This is a genomic window from Pseudidiomarina gelatinasegens, from assembly GCF_004025325.1.
GTDB lineage: Bacteria > Pseudomonadota > Gammaproteobacteria > Enterobacterales > Alteromonadaceae > Pseudidiomarina > Pseudidiomarina gelatinasegens.
Genome location: NZ_RSFE01000019.1, coordinates 1 through 3,726, shown reverse-complemented (window position 1 = coordinate 3,726; position 3,726 = coordinate 1). Strand labels below are relative to the sequence as shown.

Annotated in this window: 4 protein-coding genes; 3 read left to right on the top strand and 1 reads right to left on the bottom strand. The window is 42.5% G+C overall.

The genetic code is table 11. The annotated features are described in order from the left end of the window. Positions 1-555: 555 nt before the first annotated feature. Entirely contained in the window at positions 556-1,476 is a 921-nt protein-coding gene (locus EGC76_RS11805) for a hypothetical protein (RefSeq protein WP_128353201.1), read from the bottom strand. A 94-nt stretch (positions 1,477-1,570) separates the two neighbouring features. Between EGC76_RS11805 and EGC76_RS11800 the strand changes: the two genes are divergently transcribed. The 3 genes from EGC76_RS11800 (at position 1,571) to EGC76_RS11790 (ending at position 3,597) form a co-directional block, all read left to right on the top strand. After that, the gene (locus EGC76_RS11800) at positions 1,571-2,245 is read left to right on the top strand and encodes a competence protein CoiA family protein (RefSeq protein WP_128353200.1); all 675 of its coding nucleotides are present in this window, start codon (positions 1,571-1,573) and stop codon (positions 2,243-2,245) included. A 257-nt stretch (positions 2,246-2,502) separates the two neighbouring features. After that, the gene (locus EGC76_RS11795) at positions 2,503-2,709 is read left to right on the top strand and encodes a hypothetical protein (protein WP_128353199.1); all 207 of its coding nucleotides are present in this window, start codon (positions 2,503-2,505) and stop codon (positions 2,707-2,709) included. 441 nt (positions 2,710-3,150) lie between these two features. Further along, entirely contained in the window at positions 3,151-3,597 is a 447-nt protein-coding gene (locus EGC76_RS11790) for a hypothetical protein (protein WP_128353198.1), read from the top strand. The last annotated feature ends 129 nt before the right edge of the window (positions 3,598-3,726 follow it).

Here is a 3,726-nt window from a genome sequence, read left to right as displayed (position 1 = left end):
TACCGGTTGAAGGACAAAAAGAAGATAGGCATTGCACCGATAATCGGTGAAATTTAACCCCAAGGGGGGTCAAAACTAGATTGCCGAATTAACCCCAAAGGGGGTCAAATTTAAACTGCCGTTGACAGATCTGAAGCCAGTTGAAAACAATATGATAAGCGCCCCCAACGGAGGTGTGCTTATTCTCAACTCCCTTAATGGCTCCAAATATGGCTCAACAATGGCTGACGGTCATTATGGGGAGGTTGATGTGTCACCGGAATCAATGGAGAGGCTTCAAAATATTCTGCAACAGACATTGGAAGCATTCGACTGGCATGGGCCAAAACAGCATGGTCCAAGTGCTTGAGCATAACCAGTCATTCAAGTTCGTTCCGGCCCTTACGGGCTTCCACCGGACTGGTTTTCCGCCGCGCTCCAAACCAGCCGCCAATGCGAGCGTTAACGTCCGCTCTTGGCACCTAACAGACCTTTGACTAGTGACTCGCTAACTACTTATCTGGTCAAATACCTGACCTGAAGCGGCATTAAAGTTCTAGTTTTTGACAGACATTGCTAGTTTCGTCGCCATCCCAGTTTTTTCGTATAATCGAAACTAAATGTATGCTCATTTGGGTTTACGGTACAAGCTCCATAAACTCGATTGTCTTTGTCCGCGCGTAGCACAATTTTACCGCCGCAAACGGGACATGTTGAAGTCGCTGCAATCACATTTAATCTGGGGAGTCGTTCATCGTCTTGATGATGTAATACCAGAGCGGTAGGTGTGAGCCTGCCAGTTAGTAAGTCTGGCATCAAGACTACTCGGCGTTCCGGTAACTCATAAAAGCGTCGCCAGTGTTTATAAAATTTGGCACTGACAATAATCAGCAAAGTTGTTAATAGCCAATTATATATACTGGGCTGGTACACGGCACTGTAAAGTGAACCTATTATCAATAGAATCATGAAGCCAGAAAAACCAAATAGTAATACGACTATCAGAATTGCTGGGATAAGACCAAGCTGTGCACCATACAACCACCGCAGCCACATATTTAACTCGCGGCGAGTTTCGAAAGTGTAGCGTATAGCTCCTTCAGGGATATCGTTCTTGGAGGGGGTGAAACGAAGGTCTACATCTCGTGCTGAAAAAATGAAAACAAGAACTCGATCACCTTTAGTGACTTGACCTGTTGGATAAACTTTAAAATTATTGTCCACCGCTGATTCTGCCAATACATCCGCGCGTTCCGACAACCACTCTCCCAGCTCTTTGAATTTTTTCCGAACTTGACTACCTGATTCGCTCTCGTGTTCCGACTCTAATATGTCTTTAATCACAAAACTCGTTTTAGCGCCTGCTGCTGCGATGACCTGTTCGCATATCTGCTGAAATAACCGGTGAATCCTTGTGCGATTACCGGCAACCTTTTGTTGCTCCTCAAGCCACTTCAACCCAACCCTAGCGGCTAACACATTGTCTTGATTACTCACTTTGTGTGACTCCCTATGACTCCCTTCGACACCCTACTGCCTCCTGACAGCGTAAGTCAATATGCCTCGAGATTAGGAACAAGAGGAACATGACGTGGAAGCATTTGCGACTGATATCGAGACAGGTCGAACCATACACATCAGTAACGCCTTAAATAGTAAGAATTATATTTGTAAAGTGTGCGGTACTCAGTTATTTCCCATAATGGGTACTGTTAAAAAGCGGCACTTTCGACACAAATCACTAAAAAAACATCAGCACCGTATCAATGGTGAGACAAGGTTGCACCGAGAGGCTAAGCGGATCCTTGAATTCTTCAAACTAGTCGAGCTTCCTGATCAGCTTGGTCCTGCAGAACTGGAGTATGTTCAACTAGAAAAGAGTCATATACGTGGACCTCACGTGATCCGTCCGGATGTTACTGCGCGTGTTGGCAGTCAGGAAATATTTATAGAAATTAAGGTCACTCATGCGGTATCTGAGTATAAGCGCGATCGGCTCCTCGCATTCAACATTGATACCATCGAAATTGATCTCTCCATGTATGTTGGGCGCACCACACTTAGCGAGCACGACCTGCAAATGGCGGTAATTTTTGACGCTCGGCGCACATTTGTGCATAGGCGTGGAATTCACCTTTTCCCGCGTTTGACTAGTCGCTTGTATCACTTCTGGAATAAGTTGCGGGGTCTACTGAAACCTCGTCGACCGATGAAATTTCAAGATCGAGACCCAGATAGTGGACAGAGTTATTGGAATTTTGGATAGCTTTGTAGTCGCTAATTAATTGAAGTCGAAACATTATGGTCCGCTCGGAGCGAAGAACGGACGTTGGGTTTACTCTACCCAGCCGAATACTAAGTTACAACTCTGGCCTTTATTCTTTCGGCAGGGAAACATGCTCACTAGTATCAGGCTCTACCATATAATTTGTTACTTCATTCTAATTGGTGTGGTAATTTAAAAATTTCATAACAATAAATATTCTAGTGCATCAATGCGCTAATGAGTGATAAGGAATACCCATGGACTTAAATGCAACATTAGTTGGGCAAACAATAATTATTCTAGCGGTTATTTTTGCAATTGTAGGATTCTACTTAGGTAAACGAAAAACTGAAACGCCTATTTTAGTGTCAATTCTTGCTTTATTCTCCGCTTTAATGCCCCCAATTGGTTTGATTTTCTTGATGGTTCTCGCATTGAAAAAAGACCTACCTTCAGCAAACTAAATAATTACAGGTCTTGTGTAACATCAAGAACCTTAATCACTATTTAAGGCTCTTAACGGAAATAGCGCCAATAAAGGTACCGGTACGAGCGAGGAACGGGGCTTAAGAATTTGCCCAACTCAACTGGTTACTTGTCTCCGTGTCATTATCAGTGTCTATGGTGCGAATCAGAAACGGCACACTTATCTTTCCAATATTGCGCATTTTGTTATTGTTTTGTGTATTTAAGTCGATTACTGTCGATGGCATATTTAAAAACAAAATTGGATATTGCGTACCCGATAGAGTGAAACTGAGCATGCACGAATTGCTTAAACATACGCTGTTCGATTTTAAGGTCAGAATCTTGGTTAGCACAGAAACTTAAGAATTAGTATGTGCCAATTGACCCAGTTATAAATTGCGCCGGCGCAATATACAAAGGTTAGGTTTCTTTTATAGATGATTAGCAATTATCAAGAGTTATATAGACTGGCTCAAAATTTGGCCTCTAGCACTGAGGGATTTCTGGATATAAAGGGTCCTGGTGCGGGCAACCATGCTACTAACAAATTTATATCCGCACTTGGTAAGTTAGCTAGCGAGAAATTTAAAAAAGATTTTAGCGAAAAGAATATATCCGGTTCGAATTCACTAGCTGTGGATTTCTACTTTCCTGAAGATGGAGTTATTGTTGAGGTTGCGCTGGGCCTCAGGAACCCAAACACAGAATACGAAAAAGACATTTTAAAAGCTCTAATGGCTAAAGAACTCGGAAATGACGTGCGTAAGTTAGTTTTTATAACTAAACCTGGTGGTCTTAAGAAATGTAATCAACCAGGAAGAAAAGCAGTCAAAGATTGGCTTCTTGGTAGTAATAAGATCGAAATAGAAGTTTTGGAGCTGTAATATGTCAACAACGGGTGAAAACTGATCCACTTTTGTCCTAAAAACAACGGAGTAAAAGTGATCCACCCTTAGCTAATTTTATACTTCAGACGCCGACTACAAAGTGATCCACAAAAGTGCTTACTCAGC

Excerpts from the sequence above, each read along its gene's own strand:
- EGC76_RS11795 (WP_128353199.1), top strand. The coding sequence starts at position 2,503 with ATGGACTTAAATGCAACATTAGTTGGGCAAACAATAATTATTCTAGCG.
- EGC76_RS11790 (WP_128353198.1), top strand. The coding sequence starts at position 3,151 with ATGATTAGCAATTATCAAGAGTTATATAGACTGGCTCAAAATTTGGCC.